The 24104-nt window shown below is 63.7% G+C and carries 19 protein-coding genes; 12 read left to right on the top strand and 7 right to left on the bottom strand.

Translation table 11 applies throughout. From position 1 onward, the window contains the following. Positions 1-72: 72 nt before the first annotated feature. Positions 73-1089, bottom strand: coding sequence for a porphobilinogen synthase (gene hemB / locus H4P35_RS26565; RefSeq protein WP_226847593.1), 1017 nt, complete (start codon positions 1087-1089; stop codon positions 73-75). After that, a complete protein-coding gene (gene yihA, locus H4P35_RS26560) occupies positions 1086-1709 on the bottom strand; it encodes a ribosome biogenesis GTP-binding protein YihA/YsxC (protein ID WP_056327074.1) in 624 nt (207 codons plus the stop codon). Before yihA ends, hemB begins: the two co-directional genes overlap by 4 nt. A 264-nt stretch (positions 1710-1973) precedes the next feature. On the opposite strand from yihA, the gene H4P35_RS26555 reads away from it, so the two are divergent. The 3 genes from H4P35_RS26555 (at position 1974) to ccsB (ending at position 6231) form a co-directional block, all read left to right on the top strand. After that, entirely contained in the window at positions 1974-2675 is a 702-nt protein-coding gene (locus H4P35_RS26555; RefSeq protein WP_108006863.1) for a cytochrome c, read from the top strand. Positions 2676-2794: 119 nt separating this feature from the next. Beyond that, on the top strand, positions 2795-4876 hold the full coding sequence (locus H4P35_RS26550; RefSeq protein ID WP_062838802.1) for a cytochrome c biogenesis protein ResB: 2082 nt from the start codon (positions 2795-2797) through the stop codon (positions 4874-4876). An 8-nt stretch (positions 4877-4884) separates the two neighbouring features. Then, the gene (gene ccsB, locus H4P35_RS26545; RefSeq protein ID WP_056327078.1) at positions 4885-6231 is read left to right on the top strand and encodes a c-type cytochrome biogenesis protein CcsB; all 1347 of its coding nucleotides are present in this window, start codon (positions 4885-4887) and stop codon (positions 6229-6231) included. Between the two features lie 70 nt (positions 6232-6301). Here the strand turns inward: ccsB and lysA are convergent, their stop codons facing one another. Beyond that, positions 6302-7594 (bottom strand): diaminopimelate decarboxylase, encoded by a 1293-nt coding sequence (lysA, locus tag H4P35_RS26540; RefSeq protein ID WP_056327080.1) that lies wholly within the window; start codon positions 7592-7594, stop codon positions 6302-6304. Further along, entirely contained in the window at positions 7591-7716 is a 126-nt protein-coding gene (locus H4P35_RS26535; RefSeq protein WP_230964903.1) for a lipoprotein, read from the bottom strand. The genes lysA and H4P35_RS26535 overlap by 4 nt, the downstream gene beginning before the upstream one ends. Positions 7717-7810: 94 nt before the next feature. Here H4P35_RS26535 and cyaY point away from each other — a divergent pair, with 94 nt between their 5' ends. After that, a complete protein-coding gene (cyaY, locus tag H4P35_RS26530) occupies positions 7811-8140 on the top strand; it encodes an iron donor protein CyaY (RefSeq protein WP_056327082.1) in 330 nt (109 codons plus the stop codon). Positions 8141-8174: 34 nt separating this feature from the next. On the opposite strand, the gene H4P35_RS26525 is transcribed toward cyaY, so the two are convergent. Next, positions 8175-10622, bottom strand: coding sequence for a penicillin-binding protein 1A (locus H4P35_RS26525; RefSeq protein ID WP_056327085.1), 2448 nt, complete (start codon positions 10620-10622; stop codon positions 8175-8177). Between the two features lie 113 nt (positions 10623-10735). On the opposite strand from H4P35_RS26525, the gene H4P35_RS26520 reads away from it, so the two are divergent. Genes H4P35_RS26520 through H4P35_RS26510 form a run of 3 tightly spaced genes read left to right on the top strand, consistent with a single transcriptional unit; the run spans position 10736 to position 13602 of the window. Next, on the top strand, positions 10736-11377 hold the full coding sequence (locus tag H4P35_RS26520) for a shikimate kinase (RefSeq protein WP_062838805.1): 642 nt from the start codon (positions 10736-10738) through the stop codon (positions 11375-11377). Continuing rightward, positions 11374-12450, top strand: coding sequence for a 3-dehydroquinate synthase (aroB, locus tag H4P35_RS26515; protein ID WP_226847592.1), 1077 nt, complete (start codon positions 11374-11376; stop codon positions 12448-12450). Before H4P35_RS26520 ends, aroB begins: the two co-directional genes overlap by 4 nt. 24 nt (positions 12451-12474) lie before the next feature. Next, positions 12475-13602, top strand: a complete 1128-nt coding sequence (locus tag H4P35_RS26510) for a deoxyguanosinetriphosphate triphosphohydrolase (RefSeq protein WP_142052198.1) — start codon at positions 12475-12477, stop codon at positions 13600-13602. Positions 13603-13625: 23 nt separating this feature from the next. On the opposite strand, the gene H4P35_RS26505 is transcribed toward H4P35_RS26510, so the two are convergent. Next, the gene (locus H4P35_RS26505) at positions 13626-14288 is read right to left on the bottom strand and encodes a glutathione S-transferase family protein (RefSeq protein ID WP_226847591.1); all 663 of its coding nucleotides are present in this window, start codon (positions 14286-14288) and stop codon (positions 13626-13628) included. A gap of 30 nt (positions 14289-14318) precedes the next feature. Then, positions 14319-17174 (bottom strand): excinuclease ABC subunit UvrA, encoded by a 2856-nt coding sequence (uvrA, locus tag H4P35_RS26500; protein ID WP_179690679.1) that lies wholly within the window; start codon positions 17172-17174, stop codon positions 14319-14321. Positions 17175-17411: 237 nt separating this feature from the next. Between uvrA and H4P35_RS26495 the strand changes: the two genes are divergently transcribed. From H4P35_RS26495 to H4P35_RS26475, 5 genes are all read left to right on the top strand, one after another. Then, positions 17412-18596, top strand: a complete 1185-nt coding sequence (locus H4P35_RS26495) for an MFS transporter (protein WP_056327097.1) — start codon at positions 17412-17414, stop codon at positions 18594-18596. Positions 18597-18891: 295 nt separating this feature from the next. Continuing rightward, positions 18892-19410, top strand: coding sequence for a single-stranded DNA-binding protein (gene ssb / locus H4P35_RS26490; protein WP_062838810.1), 519 nt, complete (start codon positions 18892-18894; stop codon positions 19408-19410). Between the two features lie 433 nt (positions 19411-19843). After that, positions 19844-20527 carry a glycosyltransferase family 2 protein gene (locus tag H4P35_RS26485; RefSeq protein ID WP_255616245.1) on the top strand — a complete coding sequence of 228 codons (684 nt, stop codon included), beginning with the start codon at positions 19844-19846 and terminating at the stop codon, positions 20525-20527. A gap of 38 nt (positions 20528-20565) precedes the next feature. After that, positions 20566-23001, top strand: coding sequence for a YfhO family protein (locus H4P35_RS26480; protein ID WP_226847589.1), 2436 nt, complete (start codon positions 20566-20568; stop codon positions 22999-23001). Then, positions 22998-23981, top strand: a complete 984-nt coding sequence (locus H4P35_RS26475) for a lysylphosphatidylglycerol synthase transmembrane domain-containing protein (RefSeq protein ID WP_226847588.1) — start codon at positions 22998-23000, stop codon at positions 23979-23981. The genes H4P35_RS26480 and H4P35_RS26475 overlap by 4 nt, the downstream gene beginning before the upstream one ends. Positions 23982-24104: the final 123 nt, after the last annotated feature.

The following is a 24104-nucleotide window of genomic DNA, read 5'->3' as shown; positions in this document are numbered from 1 at the left end:
TGGGGGTTGCCGGCGCGCAGGCCGGCAAAGCGGGGAAAGGGCGCAGACGGCAGTCCGCCGCGCCCGCCGGCTTTAACGCTGTCTTTTCAGCAGTTTTGCCGCTTCGATGGCGAAGTACGTCAGGATGCCGTCGGCGCCGGCGCGCTTGAAGGCGAGCAGCGCCTCCATCATGACCTTGTCGTGGTCGAGCCAGCCATTGGCGGCGGCGGCCTTGATCATGGCGTATTCGCCGCTCACCTGGTAGGCGAAGGTCGGTACGCGGAACGTATCCTTGACCCGGCGCAGCACGTCCAGATACGGCATGCCCGGCTTGACCATGACCATGTCGGCGCCTTCCTGCAGGTCGCCAGCCACTTCGCGCAGCGCCTCGTCGAGGTTGCCCGGATCCATCTGGTACGCCATCTTGTTGGACTTGCCCAGGTTGGTGGCCGAGCCCACGGCGTCGCGGAACGGACCGTAGAACGCGCTGGCGTACTTGGCCGAATAGGCCATGATGCGCGTGTGGATGTGGCCATTGGCCTCGAGCGCGCGGCGCACCGCGCCGATGCGGCCGTCCATCATGTCGCTAGGGGCGACCATGTCCACGCCGGCTTCGGCCTGCGTGAGCGCCTGCTTGACCAGGATTTCGACGGTGGGCTCGTTGACGACATAGCCGTCCGCGTCGATGACGCCGTCCTGGCCGTGGCTGGTGTACGGGTCCAGCGCCACATCGCACAGCACGCCCAGTTCCGGGAAACGCGACTTCAGTTCGCGGACCACGCGCGGGATGAGGCCGTCGGGATTGGTGGCTTCGATGCCGTCCGGGGTCTTGAGCGCCGGGTCGATGGCGGGAAACAGCGACAGCACCGGAATGCCCAGCGCCACGCATTCCTCGGCCACGGGCAGCAGGGTGTCCAGCGAATAGCGGACCACGCCGGGCAGGGACGCCACCGGCTGGCGCAGGCCAGAGCCTTCGGCCACGAAGACCGGGTAGATCAGGTCATTGACCGTCAGGGCGTTCTCGCGCACCAGACGGCGGGTGAAGTCGTCGCGACGCAGGCGGCGGGGGCGGGAAACCGGAAACTCAGGGGTGATGATCTGCGGGTTCATGGTACGACCTTCGGGGAAATCCAATTTTCGATGTGAGCGCCGGCCTCTTCGAGCCCGATGCGCTCGGGCGCCGAGAAGGGGACCGTATGCAGCGCGCCGATGTCGGCGAGGTCCTTGCGGACCGAGAAGACGGTGCGCATGCGCTGGCCGTACGGCAGCTTGTCGGCCTTGGTCAGCAGGGCCAGCACCGGGCGGCCGGTGGGCGCGATGAAGTTCGCCAGGCGCCGGTCCAGTTCGGTCACGCCGCGGCGGATGTCGATGAGCAGCACGATGCCGACCAGCGATTCACGGTCGCGCAGATAGCCGCCCAGGATGTCTGCCCACTTTTCCTTTTCGTTGCGGGCCACGGACGCATAGCCGTAGCCGGGCAGGTCGACCAGATAGCCGATGTGGGCTTCCGGGTCCAGCGGGTCAGGCAGGCTGAACATGTTGATCAGGCGCGTGCGGCCCGGCGTCTTGCTGGAGAACGCAAGACGGCGCTGGTTGCACAGCACGTTGATGGCCGTGGATTTGCCGGCGTTGGAGCGGCCAACGAAGCAGACCTCGGGAGCGCCGGCGGGCGGCAACTGGTCGAGGCGAGCCGCGGAGGTGAGGAAGGAGGCGCGATGTAGGAGGGACACGGATGGCTTTCGATACGGTTGGTTTCGAGCCCTATTGTATAATCCGGCGTTTGCTACAGTGGTCCGCGTGTGCGGAGCCGTCTTTTTTGCTTACTGTTTAGCTGCCATCCAGACGTTTTGTAGCCCTTCTTGGGCCGATGGATGCAGCACCGCAGCAAGATCGCAAAGCAGGACAAGCAAAACAGGTTCGATACGGTTTACTGCAAGTGCGGGCAGGCGTGGGCGCCTTTTTGCGCCTTGATCGATGTGATCGTCGAGGTCTTCATGAAGCGTGTGCTGTCCCGGATGTTGGTTGCGAGCGGGCTGTTGCTCGGCGCCTCCGCCTTCTCTGCTACGAGTTTCGCCGCCAATGGCGCCGCGGGCCCGGCCAAACCAGACGCCGCCAAGGGTGGTCAGCTGTTTGACCAGGGCGACGCGTCACGCGGCATCATTGCCTGTGCTTCCTGTCACGGCGCGGCGGGTAACAGCACCATTCCGGTGAACCCGAACCTTGCCGCGCAGCCGCACGAGTACCTGGCCAAGCAGCTTGCCGACTTCAAGGTGAAGGAAGGCGCCAAGACCCCCGTGCGCAATGGCCCCGACGGCAATCCCAGCCCCATGACCGCCATGGTGCAGAACCTGACGCCGGCAGACATGCAGAACATTGCGCTGTATCTGGCCCAGCAGCCCCTGAAGGAACCCGCCACCGCCGGCCACGAGAACTTGGTTGAGCTAGGTCAAAAGATCTGGCGTGGCGGTTTGCCTGACCGCAACGTCCCGGCTTGCGCGGCGTGCCATTCTGCCAATGGCGCGGGCATCCCTGGCCAGTACCCCCGTTTGTCGGGGCAGTTCCCCGTATATATCGAAGAGCAGCTGAAGCTTTTCCGCAGCGGCGACCGCAAGAACGACGTCATGCACGCCATCGCGGACCGCATGTCGGATGCCGACATCAAGGCGGTGTCGGACTACGCGGCTGGCCTTCGGTAAGCAATTGGCCGCAACGTGCGCGGCCGGTCCGCGTTGATGCAACTTGCGCGCGCCGGAACCTCGTTCCGACTCGCACTGTCTATGAGGGGGGTAGCCGATAGCGCGGCCCCCCTTTTTTCATGAATTCGACCCGAACCCACTCCCGCCCCTCTCTGCGCAGCCTGCCAGGCGATCTCTTTGAACTTCTGGGTTCGATGCGTTTTGCCGTCAGCCTGCTGATGTTCATCTGCGTGGCCAGCCTGGTGGGTACGGTGCTGCAGCAGAACCGATCGTCCAACAATTACATCGACCAGTTCGGGCCGTTCTGGTTCGAGGTCTTTGACAAGTTCTCCATCTGGCACGTCTACAACAGCTGGTGGTTCCTGCTGATCATGGGCTTTCTGGTCGTATCGACCTCGGTGTGTCTGATCCGAAATGCCCCCAAGATGCTTCGCGACGCGCGTTCGTTCCGCGAGCACGTGCGCGAAGGCAGCCTGCGCGCCTTTCCGCATCGCGTAGAGACCACCGAGCCCACCGGCGTGCCGCAGACGGTGACCGGCCTGAAGGCGCTGCTGGGCCGCATGGGTTACGCGGTGCGCGTGCGCGAGGCCCAGGATGGCGTTCTGCTGGCCGCCAAGAAGGGCAGCGCCAACCGGCTGGGCTATGTGTTCGCCCACGCCGCCATGGTCATCATCTGTATCGGCGGCCTGCTCGACAGCGAACTGCCGGTGCGCCTGCAGGTCATGTTCGGCGGCAAGCAACCCATTGTCGAAAACATGCTGATTTCCGAGGTGCCTGAAAGCGGGCGCCTGTCGGTCAACAACCCGAGCTTTCGCGCAAGCGTCCTGGTGCCCGAGGGCGGGCAGGCCAGCACGGCGGTCGTGATGGTGGGCGATGGCGCGCTGGTGCAGCCCATGCCTTTCACGCTCAAGCTCAAGAAGTTCATCGTCGACTACTACTCCACCGGCATGCCCAGCCGCTTTGCCAGCGAAGTCGAGGTCACGGATCCGGACACGGGCAAGACCTTCGATTCGACCATCGAAGTGAACGAGCCGCTGCGCTTCAAGGGCATGACGGTGTATCAGTCGAGCTTTGACGACGGCGGCAGTACAGTCGTGCTCAAGGGGTACCCGCTGGTGGGCGTCAACGACACGACGTTCTCGGTCGACGGTACGGTGGGCAAGACCAGCGAGCTGACGGCGCAAACGGCCAAGGGCCCGCGCAGCATGGGCATCGAGGTCACGGCCATGCGTCCGATCAACGTCGAAGACCTGACCCGCGGCGACCCCAAGGGCGCCGACCAGAGCTTTGCCGAACACGTGGCCTCGGTCGCGGGCAGCGCGGCCGGCAAGAAGAACGAAAATCTGCGCAACGTGGGGCCTAGCGTCGAATACAAGCTGATCGACGATGCGGGTCAGGCGCATGAGTTCCAGAACTACATGCTGCCCGTCGAACTGGACGGCGCGGCCGTCTTCCTGGCCGGCGTGCGCAACAATGCCGGCGAGCCCTTCCGCTATCTGCGCATCCCGGCCGACGACGACAGCTCCATCGCCGAATTCATGCGTCTGCGCGCCACGCTGGCCGATCCGGCCGCGCGCAAGGAAGCGGCCCGCCGTTTTGCCGAGCGCAACAGCCCATCGGGCGCCGATCGCCAGCCGCTGGAAACCGCGGCCGAACGTGCGCTGGACACCTTTGCCGCCGGCGGCCTGCAGGCCGTCGCGGCGTTCCTGCAAGCCAATACCCCCGCCGCCGATCTGGAGCGCGCCGCCGATGTCGTGATCCGCCTGATCGGCGCCAGCATGAACGAATTGCGCGCCATCGCGCGCGAACGCGCCGGTCAGCAACCGGTGGCCGTCGATGGTCCGGAAGGCGAGCGCGCGGCAGTGTGGTCGCGCCTGGCCGTGGCCGCGCTGTCGGACCTGACCGTCTATCCCGCACCCGTGTTCCTGTCGCTGGCCGACTTCAATCACGTGCAGGCCAGCGTCTTCCAGGTCAGCCGCACGCCGGGCAAGAACACCGTCTATCTGGGCAGTCTGTTGCTGGTCCTGGGCGTGTTTTCGATGTTCTATATCCGTGACCGCCGCGTCTGGATCTGGGTCAAACCGCAAGGCGGCGGCAGCAGCGTCCTGGCGGCCATGACGTCACAGAAGCGTACACTTGACTTCAATCAAGAGTTCGAACGCTTCAAGCAGGCGCTGCTGCGCCAGAAAAAAGGGTCTTAAGGTTATTTATGTCCACCACGACCACCACGCCACCCCCGTCGCCTGAATCGCTTTGGCAGGACGCCTTGTCCGAAACCGGCGACAGCCGCGCGCAACGCGGAAAGCCCGACTGGACTGACATCGTCTTCTTTCTGCTGCTGGCAGTGGGGGCTGGTTTCGCGCTGACCCGCTACGGGCACGCGATGGACTATTACGAGAAGATCATCCTGTGCGGCACGGTGCCGGCGGTGGCCTGGCTGGGCTGGCTGTGGCGTCCGCTGCGCCGTTTGATGATCGCCTGTGCGATCTCCGCGGGCTTCGCGCTGATGCTGTACGGCAACGATCTGGCTCGCGCCGAGCAGGTGTTCTTCCTGAAGTACCTGTTTTCCTCGCAGTCCGCGATCCTGTGGATGAGCGCGCTGTTTGCGCTGTCGATGGTGTGCTACTGGATCGGCCTGTTCAGCCCGACCGCCGCCTGGCTGGGCACGGCGCTGAGTTGGGGCGCGGTGTTCGCGGGCGTCACGGGCCTGCTCGTGCGCTGGCGCGAGGGCCATCTGATGGGACCGGACCTGGGCCATATCCCGGTCAGCAACCTGTACGAAGTCTTCGTCCTGTTTTCGCTCATCACCGCGCTCTTCTACCTGTACTACGAACGCAAGTACGCCACGCGCGCGCTCGGCGGCTTCGTGATGCTGGTGGTGACCTCGGCCGTCGTGTTCCTGCTTTGGTATTCGTTCACGCGCGACGCGGGACAGATCCAGCCGCTGGTGCCTGCGCTCAAGAGCTGGTGGATGAAACTGCACGTGCCGGCCAACTTCATCGGCTACGGCACGTTCTCGCTGGCGGCGATGGTGGGCTTCGCATACCTAGTCAAGCAGCATGGCCACACGACCTCGTGGGCCAAGCTTGCGCCGCTGTTCATCCTGGGCGTGTTGCTGTGCGCCGAGCCCATGGTGTTTCGCACCGATGGGCTTTCCGCGACCTGGATGTTGTACTTCGGCGTGGGCGCCGTGATCGTGGGCGCCATCCTGCTGGGCCGCCGCCGTATTGCGGACGCGCTGCCGTCGCTGGAAGTGCTGGACGACATCATGTATCGCGCCATCGCGATCGGGTTTGCCTTCTTTACCGTCGCCACCATCCTGGGTGCGCTGTGGGCGGCCGATGCGTGGGGCGCGTATTGGCAGTGGGACCCCAAGGAAACCTGGGCGCTGATCGTCTGGCTGAACTACGCGGCATGGCTGCACATGCGCCTCATCAAGGGCCTGCGTGGCGCCATGGCGGCCTACTGGGCGCTGTTGGGCCTGCTGATCACGGGCTTTGCCTTCCTGGGCGTGAACATGTTCCTGTCGGGCCTGCACTCGTACGGCCAGCTCTAAGACCGCGCCAGCGCGGTGTACAAAAAAGGCCCCTGCATGCAGGGGCCTTTGTGTTTTGCGGCGCGCCGATTCAGGGAAGCAGCGATTCGCCGCGGAGCTGATCGGCCAGCGTTTCGCGCTGGCGCACGACATAGTACTTATCGCCGTCGACCATCACTTCGGCCGGGCGGCCGCGCGAGTTGTAGTTGCTGGCCATGGTCATGCCGTAGGCGCCGGCCGATTCCACCGCCAGCACGTCGCCTTGGCGGATGGCCAGCAGGCGCTGCTTTGCCAGCCAGTCGGCGCTTTCGCAGACGGGGCCGACGATGTCGTATTCGGCGGTGTCGCCGGCGCGCGGATGCAGCGGCTGCACGCCGTGAAAGGCCTCGTAGAGCGCCGGGCGCAGCAGGTCGTTCATGGCCGCGTCGACGATGGCGAAATTGCGGGCTTCGGCGTGCTTGATGTATTGGACGGTGGTGAGCAGCATGCCGGCATTGCCGACGAGCGAGCGTCCCGGTTCCAGGACCAGATGCAGATGCCCCTGGCCGCGCGCGTTCAGCCGCTCGAAGACGCGGTCCAGCAGGGCGCGTGGCGATGGGGGCGTTTCGTCCTGGTAGCGGATGCCCAGTCCGCCGCCCAGGTCCAGGTGTTCGATGCGGATGCCCGCCTGTTCCAGGCTTTCGATCAGGTCCAGCAGCTTTTCCAGCGCGTCGAAGTAGGGACTGATATCGGTCAGCTGCGAGCCGATATGGCAGTCCACGCCGACGATACGCAGGCCGGGCAGCGACTGCGCGGTGCGGTAGGCAGCCAGCGCCTGCCCGATGGCGATGCCGAACTTGTTTTCTTTCAGGCCGGTCGAGATATAAGGGTGTGTGCGGGCGTCCACGTCCGGATTCACGCGTAGCGACACCGGGGCGCGCAGGCCCATGTTTGCCGCGACGTCCGACAGGCGATGCAGTTCGTCCACCGATTCGACGTTGAAGCACTTCACGCCGGCGAGGAGGGCGTCGCGCATTTCCCAGGCCTGCTTGCCCACGCCTGAGAACACGATTCGCGATGCGTCCGCACCCGCAGCGAGCGCGCGATGCAGTTCACCGCCCGACACGATGTCAAAGCCGGCGCCCAACCGGGCGAATTCGCCCAGCACCGCCAGGTTGGAATTGGCCTTCATGCCGTAGCAGACTAATACCGGACGCTGGCCGATGGCGCTGCAATAGGATTGCCACGCGGCTTTCAGCGCCGCGCGGGAGTAGACGTAAAGGGGCGTTCCCAACCGTTCGGCCAGATGGTCAAGCGGCACATCCTCGGCGTACAACGCATTATTGCGGTACTGGAAGTAGGGATGGCCGGCCAATTCTGGCGGGGTGGGGAACGGGGGCGTCATGGGAGGGACGGGGCCGGAGGGATTTGCGCAGGCGGCGGCGTTTGCTGCGTGCGGGCCGGCGCCTTGCCTTCAGGGGGCGGCGGCATGAAGAGCGGCCCCTTGTACCCGCAGGCCGCTACCATGCCGGTCGCCAGGAGCGTGGCTACAATGCGAAGAGCCATGCGGCTGTATGCCAATTGGAACACTGGGAACTCCGTAATTCTTGCAGGCTCGATTATGACCGAAACCGAATTTCTTGCGTTGATCGACCAGGTGCTGGACAGCATCGAAAGCCAGGCCGATGACTGGGCGGCTTCGCTCGACGTCGATGTGGAAACCAGCCGCAGCGGCAATGTGCTGACCATGGTTTTCGAGGACAACACCCACGTCGTGGTGAACAGCCAGGCTGCCATGCAGGAGCTGTGGGTCGCCGCGCGCAGCGGCGGCTTTCACTACCGCTACGATGGCCAGCACTGGAACGATACCCGGGGCGGACCGCAGTTGCCGGACGCCCTGTCCCAGATCTGCTCGGCTGCCGCCGGCGTCCCCGTGACGATCCGGCTGTAAAAAAAGGCCGGCCCGATGGGCCGGCCTTTCTGCATCAGAAGGGAATCTTCTGCGACCAGGGCGTGGCGGTCTGCGTGCCCACGCCCGGCGCGACCTTGATCCGGGTGTCTTCGCCGGAGCCGCTGGTGAGGCCGTTCAGGAATTCACCCAGCGTGTCGGCTTCCGGCAGTCCCAAACGGGCCACTGCTTGTCCCGGCGGGAACTCGGAGAAGTAGAACTCGCCGTTTTCCACGAGCAGGCCGTCCGGACGCGGGCGCTGCTTTTCTTCCGGCACGCCCTTGAGCACGCTCTGCATGTAATCCACCCAGATCGGCATGGCCACGCCGCCGCCGGTTTCACGCGAACCCAGCGACTTGGGCTGGTCAAAGCCCAGCCAGGCGGTCGCGGCCAGCGTGGGCGTATAGCCCGAGAACCAGGCGTCCACGGATTCGTTGGTCGTGCCCGTCTTGCCGGCGATGTCGCCGCGCTTGAGCAATGCACGCGCACGCGCCGCGGTGCCGTACGTGGTGACGCCGCGCAGGATGTCGTCCATGACCCAGGCGGTGCGCGGGTCGATGGCGCGGGCTGCGGCGTCGCCAGCGACAACCGGCTTGGACTGCATGATGACCTTGCCGCTGCTGTCGGTGACGCGGTCGATCAGGTAGGGCGTGACGCGGTAGCCGCCATTGGCGAACACCGAGAAGGCGCCTGCCAGCTGCAGCGGCGTGACCGAGCCGGCGCCCAGCGCCAGCGGCAGCACGGCCGGCTGGCGCGCCTTGTCAAAGCCGAAGCGGGTGAGGTAGTCCTGCGCGTACTGCGGACCGATGGCCTGCAGGATGCGGATCGACACCATGTTCTTGGACTTGTACAGGCCCTGACGCAGCGTCAGCATGGGCTCGTACTGGTTGCCGTAGTTCTTGGGGTTCCAGGCCTTGGAGCCGGTTTGCGCGGCGGTCAGCTCGAACGGCTGGTCCGAGATCTGCGTGCCCGGCGTCAGGCCGCGTTCCAGCGAGGCGGCGTAGATGAAGGGCTTGATGTTCGAGCCCGGCTGGCGCCATGCCTGCGTCACACGGTTGAAGTTGCCGCGGTAGAAATCAAAGCCGCCGACCATGGCGCGGATGGCGCCGTCCTGCGGCGACAACGCCACGAAGGCCGCCTGCACCGAAGGCATGTTGATGATTTCCCAGTTGTCGCCGAACTTGCGGATGTAGACCACGGAACCGCGCTTGATGCGCTGTTCAGGCTTGGCCTTGTCGTTCAGCGCGCGGGCCACCACGCCCAGCACCTTCTTGTCCGTGACGGTGATGATTTCACGCGAGCTGCGCGCCAGCTTCACTTCGGTGGGGCTGGCCGACAGCACCACTGCGGTCAGCAGGTCGCCGCTGTCGGAGAACTTGTCGAACACGCCATCCAGGAATTCGTCCAGCGCGGCGGGGTTGTTCTCGGTGCCCGGGGGCAGGTCGAGCTGTTCTTCCGGACCGGGATAGGGCGCGCGGCGTGTGTATTCCAGCACGCCTTCGCGCACGGCGCGGTAGGCGGCTTCCTGGTCCTTGGACTGCACGGTCGTGTAGATGTTGATGCCGCGCGAATAGACGTTGTCCTGGTACACGTTGTAGAGCAGCTGGCGCGCCAGCTCAGCCACGTACTCGCCATGGATGGAATAGCCGCCGGCCGGCGTGCCTTCCGCGGACTTCATGACGATGGGCTGCGCCATCGCCTGCTTGTATTCCGGTTCGGTCAGGTAGCCCAGCGAATGCATGCGGCCCAGCACGTAGCGCTGGCGCAGTTCGGCGCGGGGGCGGTTGGCGATGGGATTGAAGCGCGAGGGCGCCTTCGGAATGCCGGCCAGCATGGCGGCTTCGGCCGGCGTGACTTCCGACAGCGGCTTGCCGAAGTACGTGCGCGAGGCGGCCGCAAAGCCGTAGGCACGGTGGCCCAGGTAGATCTGGTTCATGTAGAGCTCGAGGATCTGGTCCTTGGTGAGCTCGGATTCAATCTTGAATGTCAGCAGCAGTTCGTAGAACTTGCGCGAATAGGTCTTTTCGGACGACAGGTAGAAGTTACGCGCGACCTGCATCGTGATCGTGCTGGCGCCCTGCGTCTTGGACATGCTGATCAGGTTGGTCAGGCCGGCGCGCACCACGCCCATCCAGTCGATGCCGCCGTGCTGGTAGAAGCGGTCGTCCTCGGCCGCCAGCACCGCGGACTTCATGACGTCCGGGATTTCGTTAAAGCGCAGCACGTTGCGGCGTTCTTCGCCGAACTCGCCGATCAGGACGCGGTCTGCGGTGTACACGCGCAGCGGCACCCGCGGCCGGTAGTCCGTCATGGCGTTCAGGTCGGGCAGGTTGGGCCACGCGAGCGCCAGCGCCATGCCCGCGAGCAACACACCGCACAGGAACAGGCCGGCGAAAAGAATGCCGGTTTTTACGAAGAACCGCAGTATCGGGGAGCCGCTGCTGGCGGGCTTGTCTTTCTTGGAGGAATTCTGGGGCTTGCTCATCGCGGCGATTTTACGGGTATCTCCGGTCCCGCCTTATCGCGGGGGATCGGTTTCTGTAACAAAATAGGTCAGTGTGGTGCGCGGGCAACTGCGGCAAATGTGATAATGCCGCCATGAACTTTGCCGCTAACTCATGTCCGGAGGCAGCCCCGGACCCGGCGCGCGCCGACGCAGCGCCTGAAAGCCAGCCCTGCGCCGTCGAGTGCACGGGCAAGACCGTGTCGTTGCCGCACGACCTGCCGGTATTCTTGGTCGGAATGATGGGCGCGGGCAAGACAACCATAGGCCGTAGCCTGGCGCGTGCGCTGGGGCGCGACTTTATGGATCTGGATCATGAGCTCGAGGCGCGTTGCGGCGTACGGGTGCCGGTAATCTTCGAAATCGAGGGCGAAGCCGGTTTTCGTCGCCGAGAGTCCGCCGCCTTGGAAGAGTGTACCCAACGGCGCAACATAATTCTTGCCACCGGCGGCGGCGCCATTCTGGCCCCCGAAAACCGGGAGCTCTTGCGTCAGCGCGGGATTGTCGTCTATCTGAGGGCCAGCGTGGATGAATTGTTCCGCCGGACCTGCCGCGACCGTAACCGGCCCCTGTTGGCCACCGCCGATCCGCGCGGCACGCTGCGCGACCTGATGACCCGGCGCGAGCCGCTATACAAGGAAGTGGCCGACCTGGTGGTGGAAACGGGGTCCATGCCCATCCACACCCTGGTCAAGGCGCTGCTGCCGCAATTACAAGCTTTCGAGAAGCGCATATGAACGTTGTTGACGTCGACACCCCGGGCGGAAGCTATCCGATCCACATCGGACCTGGCCGCCTGGACTCCCTGGATCAGTGCATTCCCGCGGACGCGACCGCGATCGCCGTGGTCACCAACCCCACGGTGGCGGCCCTGTACGGCGAGCGCGCCGAAGCGGCGCTGGCGCGCACGGGCAAGCGCGTGCTGCGCATCGAACTGCCTGACGGCGAAGCCTACAAAGACTGGCAGTCTCTTAATCTGATCTTCGACGCGCTGCTCGGCAACCGCCTGGACCGCCGGTGCGTGCTGGTTGCGCTGGGCGGCGGCGTCATCGGCGACATGACCGGCTTCGCCGCGGCCGTCTACATGCGCGGCGTGCGCTTCCTGCAGGTGCCCACGACGCTGCTGGCGCAGGTGGACTCGTCGGTGGGCGGCAAGACCGCCGTGAACCACCCGCTGGGCAAGAACATGATCGGCGCGTTCTATCAGCCGATCGCGGTGGAAATCGACACCGATGTGCTGAACACCTTGCCCGCGCGCGAGGTCTCGGCCGGCCTGGCCGAAGTCATCAAGTACGGCCTCATCCTGGATCCGGCGTTCTGGCGCTGGTGCGAGGACAACGCGCAGAAGCTGCGTGCCCTGGACGGCGACGCCGTGGCCTACGCGATCCGCCGCTCGTGCGAACTGAAGGCGCAGGTGGTGGGCAAGGACGAGCGCGAATCCGGGTTGCGCGCCATCCTGAACCTGGGCCACACATTTGGCCACGCCATCGAGTCGGGTCTGGGCTACGGCGCCTGGCTGCACGGCGAGGCAGTGGGTTGCGGCATGGTGCAGGCAGCCGAGCTGTCGGCCGATGTGGCGGGCTTCGATCGGGCCGACGTGGCGCGTGTGCGTGCGCTGGTGCAGGCTGTCGGGTGCCCGGTCGTCGCGCCCGACCTGGGTGCGGACCGCTGGCTGGACCTGATGCAGGTGGACAAGAAAACAGAAGGGGGCTCGATCCGCTACGTGCTCATGCCGCGCATCGGCGAGGCCGTGATGCGGCCGGCGCCGGACGATGCGGTGCGCGCCGTGCTGGCCCGAACCACCCAGTAAACGCAGTGATGGACGGTGTTGCAGATGAATGAACTGGCTTCCTATGCTTCTCACCCGTCCCGATCGCGCGGCCGGACCCACGCCGAGCCGCCGCCGGAAAACCGCACGGAGTTCCAGCGCGACCGCGATCGCATCGTGCATTCCAGCGCCTTCCGGCGGCTGGAATACAAGACGCAGGTCTTCGTCAACCATGAAGGCGACCTCTTTCGCACGCGCCTGACGCACAGCCTGGAAGTGGCCCAGATTGCGCGCACGCTGGCGCGCAGCATGGGGCTGTCCGAAGACCTGACCGAAGCCATCTCGCTGGCGCATGACCTGGGCCACACGCCGTTCGGCCACGCCGGGCAGGACGAGCTCAATGCCTGCATGCGCGAACTGGCGCCGCAGGCGGGCGGCTTTGAGCACAACCTGCAAAGCCTGCGCGTGGTGGACGAGCTTGAAGAGCGCTATGCCGACTTCAACGGCCTGAACCTGTGCTTCGAGACGCGCGAGGGCATCCTCAAGCATTGCTCGGTTGCCCATGCACGGATGCTGGGGGAGGTCGGCGAACGGTTCCTGAACCGCACGCAGCCGTCGCTGGAGGCGCAGCTTGCCAATCTGGCCGACGAGATCGCGTACAACAACCACGACGTCGACGACGGTTTGCGCTCGGGGTTGATCACGCTGGATCAGTTGAAGGACGTGTCGATTTTCGAGCGCCACCATGCGTATGTGCTGGACCGCTATCCCGGGCTGGCGCCGCGGCGCGCGGTGGCCGAAACGATACGCCGAATGATCAACACGCTGATCGTCGATCTGACCCGCACGTCGCTGGCGCGCATCCGCGACGCGGCGCCGGCCAGCGCGGACGATGTGCGGCGCTCGCCACCGCTGGCGGGTTTCTCCGACGATATCCGCCGCGAAGCGGACACGCTGAAGAAATTCCTGTTCGACAACCTGTACCGGCACTACCGCGTGCTGCGCATGACGAGCAAGGCGCGCCGCATCGTGCGCGAGCTGTTTGCGGCCTTTCTGGACGATCCGCGCCTCTTGCCGCCCGATTACCGCCGCGAGCAGTTCAACGAACAGGCGCGCGCCATCGCCGACTACATCGCCGGCATGACCGACCGCTACGCCATCCGCGAACACAAGCGGCTGTTCGACATGGCGTAGCCGCGCCGCGGGCAAGCCGGTCTTCAGCGGTGCTTGCGATAGGGCTCGTCCGCTTCGACGAAGGTGGCTTCGGCCAGCGCGTCGCGCGTCCACTCCTGCATGACGGGCAGCGCCAGCACGGCATCCATGTACTCGCGCACGGGGCCTGCGGCCGCAATGCCGTAGGTTGTGAAGCGCGAGACCACCGGCGCGAAGAACGCGTCGGCAATCGAAAACGCGCCAAACAGGAAGGGGCCGCCCTGGCCGAACTGCGCACGCGTTTCCTGCCAGATGGCCTGCACGCGCGCCACGTCCGTGCGCGCCGCTTCCGGAAATTCGATGCCCGGCAAGTGGGCTTCGACGTTCATCGGCATGGCCTGGCGCAGTGCGCCAAAACCGCTGTGCATCTGCGCGGCCAGCGAACGCGCCCGCGCGCGTGCCTTGGCGTCCTGGGGCCACAAGGCGGCCTCGGGGTGGCGCTCGGCGGCGTACTCGCAGATGGCCAGCGAATCCCACACGGCAAAGTCGCCGTCCAGCAGCACAGGCACGAGGCCCGCGGGCGACACCTGCGCCACCCGCGCTGAAAACGCCTCGGTGAACAGGCCGACCTTCTGCTCCGTGAATGCGATGCCGGCGGCGCGCAGGGCGATCCACGGACGCATGGACCAGGAAGAGTAGTTCTTGTTGCCGATGATGAGGGTGTACATGCTGGCGTTTCCTATGCAGATAGGGAAGGTTCAGTCGGCCGGCTTGCGGCGCAGCAGCTTGCCCAGGTACTGGCCGGTGTGGCTGGCCTCGGCCGCCGCGACCGTCTCCGGCGTGCCTTGCGCCACGACACGGCCGCCGCCGTCACCGCCCTCGGGGCCCATGTCGACCAGCCAATCCGCGGTCTTGATGACGTCCAGGTTGTGCTCGATGATGAGCACGGTATTGCCGGCGTCCACCAATTGATTGAGCACCTGCAGCAGTAGCTCGATGTCGCGAAAGTGCAGGCCCGTGGTCGGTTCGTCCAGGATGTACAGCGTGCGGCCGGTGCTGCGGCGCGACAGTTCTTGCGACAGCTTCACGCGCTGCGCTTCACCGCCGGACAGCGTGGTCGCGCTTTGCCCCAGGCGGATATACGACAGGCCCACGTCGATGAGCGTGTGCAGCTTGCGCGCGATGGCGGGCACCGATTCGAAGTACTCAAGCGCCTGCTCCACGGTGAGGTCCAGCACTTCACTGATGTTGCGGCCGCGGTAGCGGATTTCGAGCGTCTCGCGGTTGTAGCGCTTGCCGTGGCAGACGTCGCAAGGCACGTACATGTCCGGCAGGAAATGCATCTCGACCTTGACCACGCCGTCGCCCTGGCAGGCTTCGCACCGGCCGCCCTTCACGTTGAAGCTGAAACGGCCCGGATCGTAGCCGCGCGTGCGCGCTTCCGGCACACCCGCAAAAAGCTCGCGGATGGGCGTGAACAGACCCGTATAGGTGGCCGGGTTGCTGCGCGGCGTGCGCCCGATGGGGCTCTGATCGACGCTGATGATCTTGTCGAAGTTCTCCAGCCCCTGCATCGACACGTAGGGGGCGGGCTCGCTCTGCGCGTGGTGCAGCTGGCGCGATACGGCCACGGCCAGCGTGTCGTTGATGAGCGTGGATTTGCCCGAACCGGACACGCCCGTCACGCACACGAGACGGCCAGCCGGCACACGCAGTTCGACGTTCTTGAGGTTGTTGCCGGTGGCGCCGGTCAGCGTCAACCATGGCAGTTCGTCGTCGACGGGGCGGCGCTTCGGAATGGCGATGGCGCGCGCGCCGCTCAGGTACTGGCCCGTCAGCGAATTGGGATCGCGCTGCACGGTCTCGGGGTCGCCCTGGGCGACGACTTCGCCGCCGTGCTCGCCGGCGCCCGGTCCCATGTCCACCACCCAGTCGGCCATGCGGATCATGTCCTCGTCGTGCTCGACGACGATGACGCTGTTGCCCAGATCGCGCAGATGTTGCAGCGTGCCGATCAGGCGGTCGTTGTCGCGCTGGTGCAGGCCGATGGAGGGCTCGTCCAGCACGTACATCACGCCCGTCAGGCCCGAACCGATCTGGCTGGCCAGACGAATGCGCTGCGCTTCGCCGCCGGAGATCGTGTCCGCGCTGCGGTCCAGCGACAGATAGTTCAGGCCCACGTTGTTCAGGAAGCTGAGCCGCGCCTCGATCTCGCGCACGATGCGCTGCGCGATCTCCTGCTTGGCGCCGGTCAGGTTCAGGTTGCGGAACCAGTCCAGGCAGCTGGACAGCGGCATGGACTCGACTTCATAGATGGCCTGGCCGTGGCGCTCGCCGCCGCGCGGGTCGTGCCCGATGAGCACGTTGCGCGCTTCGGGGCGCAGCCGCGAGCCCGCGCAGTCGGGGCAGGTCTTGATGTTGCGGTACTTGCCCAGTTCCTCGCGCACCGTCGCCGAGTCCGTTTCGCGCCACCGGCGCTCCAGGTTCGGGATGACGCCTTCGAACGTATGGCGCTTGACGGTGCTGCGGCCTTTTTCGTTCAGGTACAGGAACGAGATCTCTTCTTCGCCGGACCCGTACAGGACCTTGTCGCGCAGCGCCTCGGGCAGCTCCTCGAAGGGCGCCTCGATGTCGAATTCGTAATGGGCGGCCAGGCTGGTCAGCAGCGAGTGCGTGAACGCATTGCGGCGATCCCAGCCGCGGATCGCGCCGGCGGCCAGGCTCAGTTCGGGAAAGGCGACGACCCGCTTCGGATCGAAGAAGCCCACCTGGCCGATGCCGTCGCAGCTGGGGCAGGCGCCCATCGGATTGTTGAAACTGAACAGGCGTGGCTCCAGCTCGGGCAGGCTGTGGCTGCACACCGGGCAGGCGTAGCGGCTGGAGAAGACCTGCTCGCGCTCGTTGTCCATGTCCAGCGCCAGGGCGCGGCCTTCGGCAAGCTGCAGGGCGGTTTCGAAGCTCTCGGCCAGGCGCTGCTTGCTCTCGGGCCGGATGCGCAGGCGGTCGATGACGACGTCGATGTCGTGCTTCTCAGTCTTTTTCAGCGGCGCCATGCCGTCGATTTCCATCATCTGGCCGTCGACGCGCAGGCGCACATAGCCCTGCGCCTGCAGGCTGGCGCATTCGTCCTCGAAGCTGCCCTTCTTGCCGCGCGCGATGGGGGCCAGCACGGCCAGCCGCGTCTCGGGCGTCCAGCCCAGCACCGCGTCGACCATCTGGCTGACGCTCTGGGCCTGCAGCGGCAGGCCGTGATCGGGGCAGTAGGGCGTGCCCACCCGCGCGTAGAGCAGGCGCAGGTAGTCGTGGATCTCGGTGATGGTGCCGACCGTGGAGCGGGGATTGTGTCCCGCGGCCTTCTGCTCGATCGAGATGGCCGGCGACAGCCCCTCGATGAGATCCACGTCAGGCTTGTCCATCAGTTGCAGGAACTGGCGGGCGTAGGCGGAAAGACTTTCCACATAGCGCCGTTGGCCCTCCGCGTACAGCGTGTCGAACGCCAGCGAGGATTTGCCGGACCCGGACAGACCTGTGACCACCACCAGTTTGTGGCGCGGCAGGTCCAGCGAGACGTTCTTGAGATTGTGGGTGCGGGCACCCCGGATGCGTATGCTCACGTCTGTATGGGTAACGTCCAGTTGCGTCGAAGACGCCTTTGATCCCGCGCACCCTTTGGGCGCATTTAAGCGGTTTCAAAGGCCAACTTGGTACTATAGCGCGCCGAATCCCCTCGCGTTCAAGGTCCGCCATCTGGTGGGACGGAACCGGGGCCGGCGCCGCACCGCCAGAATCAGACCGTGAGCGTATGACGTCAGATGCATGCGCGCCGCCCTAGTCATCGTTGAAATTTCCGCATGCCGGCAGACACCAAACTGAAATTGACCCCTTCCGAGCGCCGCGCCAGCGTGGCCTTGGCCGGCCTGTTTGCCGCGCGGATGCTGGGACTGTTCCTGTTGCTGCCGGTCTTTGCAGTGGCCGCAAGCGGCATGCCGGGCGGCGACGATCCCGCCCGCGTCGGCCTCGCCCTGGGCATGTACGGGCTGACCCAGGCTTTCATGCAGATTCCCTTTGGCCTCGCGTCCGACCGTTGGGGGCGCCGCCCCGTGGTGCTTTTCGGGCTGCTGCTATTCGTCATCGGCAGCGTCGTCTGTGCGCAGGCGACCGATGTGTTCTGGATCACGATCGGCCGCGCCATTCAGGGGGCAGGGGCCATTTCCGCGGCCGTCACCGCCTGGCTGGCTGACGCCACCCGCGACGAGGTGCGCACGCGCGCCATGGCGATGGTGGGCGGATCGATCGGCCTGTCGTTCGCCGTATCGCTGGTGCTTTCGCCCGTGCTGGTGGGCTGGTGGGGGCTGTCGGGATTGTTCTGGACGATCGCCTGCCTGGGCGTCGTCTGCCTGGCCGTGGCGCGCTGGGTGGTGCCGGTGGTGCCTCGCACGCAGGCCCGCACCATGCAGGCGGCCAGGCCGCGCGAGGTCCTGACCCATCGCGACCTGCTCCGGCTGAATTTCGGCGTCTTCGTGCTGCATCTGATCCAGGTGTCGCTCTTTGTCGTGGTGCCGGCACTGCTGGCCAAGGTCGGCGGGCTGGACGCGCGCGACCTCTGGAAGGTCTACCTGCCGGTCATCCTGGTGTCTTTCGTTCTGATGGTGCCGGTGGTGTTCGTGGCGGAAAAGCGGCGCGCGCACCGCGGCGCGCTGCGGGCGTCGGTGGCCGGGCTGGTGCTGGTGTGCGCGCTGCTGCCGGCCGCCAGTCACGGCTTCTACACGCTGGCCATCGCCCTGACCGGCTTTTTCGTCGCCTTCAACGTGCTGGAGGCCTTGCAGCCCTCGCTCGTGTCGCGCGTGGCGCCGGCGGCCTACAAGGGGCTGGCGCTGGGCTTTTACAACACGGCGCAGGCGGCGGGGCTGTTTGCGGGCGGAGCCCTGGGCGGATGGCTGGCCGCGCATTCGGGCGCCAGCGCGGTGTTCGTGGCCGCGGCGGTGCTGTCGGCGATCTGGCTGGCGGTCACCTGGGCGCTGCGGCCCCTGGCGTGATCGCTGGGACTTTCCCGCAGCGTGAGGAAAGTCGCCGATCTGGTCGCAAACGGCGTCCAACAGCGCCGAAATGGTTTGCCAGCGGTGATCGATTTGTCACCGAACCCGTTTGGCGCGGCGAGCGCTTTCGTCGATAATACGCATCAACACAGGCTTCACCTGAGCAATCGCCGGTCATCGCTTCGCTGACCGGCGACTTTCATGAAGCCGGTCTTCAACATCGCTTTTTTATGTTGTTGCCGGCGCGCTCGCGGCAACGCGAATCGCAGGCTGTCAACAACAGAGGGACATCGGCATGGCATCGGTTAACAAAGTCATACTCGTGGGCAATCTGGGTCGCGACCCGGAAGTCCGCTACAGCCCCGACGGGGCGGCAATCTGCAACATGTCGATCGCCACGACCTCGTCCTGGAAGGACAAGGCCAGCGGCGAAAAGCGCGAAGAAACCGAATGGCACCGCGTCGTCATGTACAACCGCCTGGCTGAAATCGCCGGCGAATACCTGAAGAAAGGCCGCTCGGTCTACATCGAAGGCCGCCTCAAGACGCGCAAGTGGCAAGACAAGGACACCGGCGCCGACCGCTACAGCACCGAAATCGTCGCTGACCAGATGCAAATGCTGGGCGGCCGCGAAGACGGCGGCGGCGGTGGCGGCAGCTACGGTGGCGGTGGCGGCTACGACGACGCCCCGCGCCAGCAACGCGCCGCCCCGGCGCAGCGCCCCGCGCCCCAGCAGCGCCCGGCGGCTCCCGCAGCGGCCCCGGCCAGCAGCGGCGCCAATCTGGCGGACATGGACGACGATATTCCGTTCTGATCACCAGCATTGCCCAGCATTGCACTGAAAGCCCACCGTCCTGGTGGGCTTTTTGTTGCGGGCTTCAATGGCGCCGCGCAACCGCAGGCCTTGACGAATGAGCAGGTGGGCTGCCCGATGGCTTTGCGGGCTCCGATCCGGAAACCGCCCTGCGCGAGGGAAAGGGCCGCTTCGGGCGGGCTGAGGCCAGGAAAAACGGATGGCAATGGGTGGAGCAACTCCCCCATCTGGGCTTTCAATTCAAGATCGGCTAGACCGAGGGATGTAAGTATAATTGTTGCGGCAATTTTCAATCATCAAAATTCGAATTGCCAGGCTTGCCTGGAGGTCGGGGGCGGCCAACAACCCTTCTGCGAGAAAAATCTTGAGTTCCAGCGTTGACCCCCTTGACCTGACGATCGTTATCCCCTGCCTCAATGAAGAGGAAAATATCGTGGATATTCTGGATAACGTCAAACAGGCGGTCGCAAATCAGAAGTTCACGAGCGAAATCGTTGTCGTCGACGATCAAAGCGACGATGCCACCTATGAGCGTGCCACGCAGTGGGCGGCGGAAAACAGGAACGTGATTCCCGTGCGCGTGGTGCGTCGCGAATTGCAACGGCGCGGATACGGCGCCGTCGTTCGCTACGGAGCCGCTCACGGCGTGGGCCGTTACGGCATCTTTGTCTCCGCGGATGCCGTCGATCCGATCGATCTGATTCCGAAGCTTTACGACGAGATGGAAAAGGGCGCTGTACTGGCCCAGTGCTCGCGATACCTGGAAAAAGGCGATGACTCGACCATCCCCTTCAAGTACAAGTTCTTTCAGTTCTTTTTCAGAATTGGCGTGCGCATCGCGCTCGGCCAGTACATTCCGGACTCGACGTACGCTTTCAAGATGTTCCGCCGCCGCGAGCTTCTTGGCATGGGCTTGAGCCAAAACCGGTTCAGTATCAGCCCTGAGATCACTTTCAAGGCGATCCTGACGGGCGGGCAGGTCAAATATATTCCTGGCGCACAGGGCGTGCGTGCAAGAGGCGTGTCCAAATTCATTTTCCGAAAGGAAGGCATCGGGTTCTCGTATTGCCTGCTGCGCTCCTTCTTGCACCGATACAAAATCGCATACTGGTTTTGATCGCGACGCAAAACTAGAACTCCGGCTTTCCCATATCAATGTCCTTCCTTAAAAAATGGGCGGTGCGCCAGTATCTGGTTTGCACCGCCATTGCGCTTGCGCTCGTGGTAGCGGTGTTTCCCGATGTGATCTTTGAAGGCGCAAGCCTTCGTATGACGGATCATATGGCGGCTACATATTATGGCGGCAAGGAATTGCGTCCATTTTATCCAACACCGGAACACGTCCAGTGGTGGGGGCCTTATAACGATACGGGAGGCGCAGTATTCCAATCGGAACCCATGGTCGAATTCATGCGCCGGGTGATCGAAACCGGCGATTCGCCTTATTGGAATCCCTACGCTGCCGGCGGTGCACTGGGCCCGGAAAGCCTTGTGGATATGAAGTTCTCCGTGCCCACGATTGTGACCGCCCTGACGGGCGGTTCAAGCTTGAGCTATAACGTGAGCGCCTTGATCTACTTCGTGCTTGGCGTCTATTTCCTTATCCTGACGATGACCCGGGTTTTCGGGTTGTCCAAGACCGCGGCGATCGGCGCCGCGGTTTTTTTCCTGTTGAATGGGTACGCCGTCGCCAACCTGGGATCGAACGTGGCGCAGAGCTATCCGTTCATCCCGATCTGTCTATACGCGGTGCTGATGCACTCAAGGTCTCCTGGTGCGCTCCGGTTCATCGGACTGTGTCTCACCTTCGCGTTGGTGTTGAGTTGCACGTTCGCGCCGACGACCATCGTGAGCATCATCGGCGTGTATGTCGTTGTTCTGGCGTATCTGGCACATCGCGTGGCAAGTCGCGAGATTTCATTCAAAGCAGCGGCCTACACGGTAGGACTCCAGGCACTGGCAGGTGTCGTGGCGTTTTCAATCCTCGCGGTGATTTATCTTCCGGTGATCGAAAACCTGGAGAGCACCGCCATGTTGAAGAACTATGTCGCTCGCGTTTATTTTCCAGCAGTTTTCCCCGCTGGAATTCTCGCTCTGTTCTCCCCCTCGCTGTTCTACGAATCTTATAACCTGCGCGAACCGGCTACTGTCATCAAGCAGGTATATGTCAATACGGTTTACCATTTCGGATTGGTCGCCGCCGTCCTCGCGGCTTGCGCCATCTATAGGCAAAAAGGCAAATTTCGATTGGTCGCGTGGGTTTGTTCTGCGGCCGTTCTATTTTTCCTGGGGAACATATATGGCCTCCCCATCCTGCGTCCGATAGTCGCTGCGCTGCCCATTATCGGAAGCATCGGCAATCAATATTGGTGGATGTCGGTTGTCGTGCCGTTGATCGTGCTCGTAGGGCTCGGTCTGGACAACATTCGCGCCGGACAGTCCCGCTTGTTGCCCGCACTTGCCGTCCTGGGCGTCGCAATCGCAGGCGCCATTTATCTATGGCACGTCTATGGACTGGGCGAGCCCAATCTTGAGTTCAAGAAGAAAGCCCTGTTGGGCACGGGATTGCTGTTGGTCGGCCTGATCGTTGGACTGTCGGTTGCTCGATTTGCCAAGGCCGGATGGGCGCTCAAGACGCTCGCGGTGGTTTTTGTGGCCGCGATGTTCGCAGAGTTGCTGGTTTCTTCAAAGATGATTCGTTACGAGCGTAATGACTTTTTTGAGAATCCAACGGACGCCATTGCGTTCCTGATGAAGAATGCCGGGAATTACCGAACGGCGAACTTTGGCACCACGGGGTTATATCCGGATCTGGGCTCGGCATTCGGAATCCAGGAAGTGAGTTCAACGAACGAAGGAAATTTGCCGTACTTTCGGGATTACTTTTATGCCGCGTTCGATATGGATCCGTCACAACAGTTTGGCTATAGCGCGCGCATAAAAAGAGGGCCATTCCCCAGTCTGTTCAGCCTGCAGGACGCGCCGGAGAAGATGAAGATTGATTGGTCAGCGATCGATTTGCTGGGGATCAAGTATTTCGTCATGCCTTCATCGTATTTGAACTACAAAAAGGCGTTTCTGGACCACGGGTTGCGTCTCGTCTTTGACTATCCAGGCACGATAATTTTCGAGAATCCGACGGTCATGCCGAGGGCTTTCGTCGTTCCCCGAGCTGGATCGGGTCAGAGCGAAGACCTCACATTGGATAAAGACTATCGGGCCTTGGCCGCTCCGGTTGAGATCGCCCGATACAGGAACGCTGAAGTCGTCCTGTCTGGCCGGGCCGCAGAACCGGGCATTGCGGTGTTGACCGACAACTGGCATCCGAATTGGAGTGCCAAGGTCAACGGGCAGCCAGCGCCAGTATTGCGAGTCAATGGGATATTCCGAGGGGTAGCGGTGCCCTCGGGGGACTTTCGCGTTGAATTGGAGTATCGTCCAAAGACCCTTTCATTTGCGTTGTACCTGAGCACGGCGAGTCTTGCGTTGCTGCTTCTGATATTCGCATTCCGCAAACGGCTGGACCGCTTTTTGCGCGGTCGTGGCGTTCCCATCTCAGGTAAAAGCGAGATAGATGGGGTCAGATCATGAATAATCCGAGACGCTGGATAGTCAACGCGCTGAAGATTGCATTTGGCGCCCTGCTCGTGGTTGCCCTGTTCAAGGGTGACTACATTGACGGCGAGGCGTTGATCCTGGCTTTCACCGAGCCCGCCTATTTCGCGCCGGCGCTTATCCTGATGTTCATCGGCATCATTGCGGGCGGGTTTCGATGGTGGCTGCTCCTTCGTATTGCGGGCTTTCCCGTCGAGCTGCCCGCGATATTGCGCATTCAACTGATGAGCGGCTTTTTTTCGATTTACATGCCTGGTGCCGCCGGCGGTGACGTAGTGCGGGCCATGTATGTTTTCAAAGGCATGAAGAAGGGGCAGGGGCGCGGCGCCGCCACGCTGTCCATTGTGTCGGATCGCGTGTTTTCCCTTTTCGGGTTGTTAGGTGCAGCCTGTCTGCTCAGTGTGTATCTCGTCATGTCTTCGGATAAAGGAGCAAAGGCGGCTTCCTACATTGAAGGCATTGAATGGATCTTCATTGCAGCTTGTGCAGCCGGCATCGCGACGCTGATTGCATTCGGGGCAGCCAGGTTTTTCAATCTGGGCCGGTTCTTGCCTGCCCGGTTGGTCGAGTATGCGCGCATACTCCGCCAGAATGCCAGCGTGTACAAGACGAAATGGCTTGAGTTGGTATTCTGTGCGGTGATATCGGTCGCGGCCAGTGCTTTGGTTGCGCTTAGCATCGTCCTCATAGCAAAGATCTTTCCATTTAGCCCGGACCCGTTGGTCGCGGCAGTGGCTGGCGTGTTTGGCAATTTGTTTTCCGCAATCCCCATCTCTCCTGGCGGACTGGGTGTTGGCGAGGTGGCGTTTGCGAAAGTGGTCGAGGAATTGTCCGGGATGGTTGGTCCGTTTGCGACCATCTATCTGACGTTTCGCCTGGGCATGTTCCTGGTCAATATCCCGGGCGGCTTGCTGGCCCTGTTGTCGCAGCATCGGGATCTGCTGCCTGCGAAATGACAGCATTTGCACGCGTTGCTGTACTTGTCATTTACCCGGCAACCGGTGTGTATAACTCACGAGATGCGCCTCCTAGAAGGCGCTTTTTTGTTTCGCGGTTGGAAATTGTTCCGCGAAAGTGAA

Source organism: Achromobacter sp. 77, assembly GCF_020541125.1.
In the GTDB taxonomy this organism is placed as follows: domain Bacteria; phylum Pseudomonadota; class Gammaproteobacteria; order Burkholderiales; family Burkholderiaceae_B; genus Achromobacter; species Achromobacter mucicolens.
Note: the sequence above shows the minus strand (reverse complement) of the source record. Positions and strands in the feature narration are given on the sequence as shown.